Genomic DNA, 1,372 nt, shown 5'->3' with positions numbered 1-1,372 from the left:
CAGCAGGCCGAGGCGGTCCTCGAAGCTCAGGCTGTCGCTKTCCGGGGTTTTCAGTTGTTCATTCAGCGCCTTGAGCATGCCGTGCAGGCGCAGGGTTTGCAGCTTGTCCAGGGTCGGATGGGGCAGCATGGTGAGTTTCCTTGTGTTCAGTGGTAGTAGCCGGGGCCGCGCAGGTTGGCGTGGTCGTCCGGCAGCAGGGGCAGGTGCTGCTGGGCCAGCGGCAGGTTTTCCAGCCCCTGGCGCAGGATCGATTCGAGGCTCTTGTAACTGCACGCACCGAGGCTGATGGCGCGACGGCAGGCCAACTCCAAGCGCACTTCGCCATGGGTCTTGCCCAGGCGCAGGATGCCCAGGCAGGCCCGGTAGCCCTGCTGCGGATGGATGCGCCGTTCGAGGATGTGCCGGATCACGCCGGCGGTGCTCGGCCCGGTCTGCTCGGCCCAGCGGATCAGCCGTTGCGGCGTCCACTCGGCATGCTCGCGATGGCTCTTGGGCATGTGCTCGGCCTGCGTGCTGTGCCTGCCCTTGTGCATTGAGCGCAGGTGGCTGGCCACTCGCTGGTTGGCGTGGAAACACTCGACGGTGCGCGCCGTCAGGCGCACCTCCAGCTGCTTCTTCACCAGTTGATACGGCACCGAGTAGTAATGCCCATCGACCTCGACGTGGTAGTCGATGTGCACCCGCGCCTTCTTCCACTCGGCATAGACGTAGGGTTGCTCCGGTAATGGGCGCAGCGCCGGACGATCCAGAGCCTCGAAGGCCGAGTGCCGGGAGCCCGGTAGCCTGCGAAACGGGCGGCGATTGAGCCGCTCCAGCAGCCCGGCGATAGCGCTGTTGAGTTCATCCAGGGAGAAGAACTGGCGGTTGCGCAGGGCGGCGAGGATCCAACGCTCGACCACCTGCACGCCGACTTCGGCCTTGGCTTTGTCGCGCGGCTTACGCGCCCGCGCCGGCACCACCGCCACTCCGTAGTGCTCGGCAAGGTCGCGGTAGCTGGGGTTGATGTCCGGCTCGTAACGATGGGCCTTGCTCACCGCGCTGCGCAGGTTGTCCGGCACCACGATCTCCGGCACGCCGCCGAGGAAGGCGAAGCAACGGGTATGCGAGCCTAGCCAGTCCGGCAGCTGCTGCGACCAGGTGGCTTCGGCGAAGGTGTAGCTGGACGCGCCAAGCACCGCGACGAACACCTGCGCCTGGCGGATCTCGCCGCTGTGGCGGTCGATAACCGGCACCGTCTGGCCGGCATAGTCGACGAACAGCTTCTCGCCGACGCGGTGCTCCTGACGCATCACCACGTCCAGCTTGCCCTGCCAGGCCCGGTAGTGCTCACAGAACCAGCTGTACTGAAAGCCCTGCGGCTGGCTCAGGCGGT

1 protein-coding gene and 1 pseudogene are annotated in these 1,372 nt (G+C 66.4%); both read right to left on the bottom strand.

From position 1 onward, the window contains the following. A pseudogene (locus SOP97_RS20115) lies at positions 1 to 129 on the bottom strand (AAA family ATPase); the annotation flags it as partial. 17 nt (positions 130 to 146) lie between these two features. Continuing rightward, positions 147 to 1,372: IS21 family transposase (istA, locus tag SOP97_RS20110; protein ID WP_322950599.1), on the bottom strand; the 1,226-nt coding region annotated here is incomplete at its 5' end.

This window comes from Pseudomonas spirodelae (genome assembly GCF_034653255.1).
In the GTDB taxonomy this organism is placed as follows: Bacteria; Pseudomonadota; Gammaproteobacteria; order Pseudomonadales; family Pseudomonadaceae; genus Aquipseudomonas; species Aquipseudomonas spirodelae.
The sequence above is the reverse complement of the archived record's forward strand: the minus strand, read 5'-3'. Positions and strand labels throughout refer to the sequence as shown.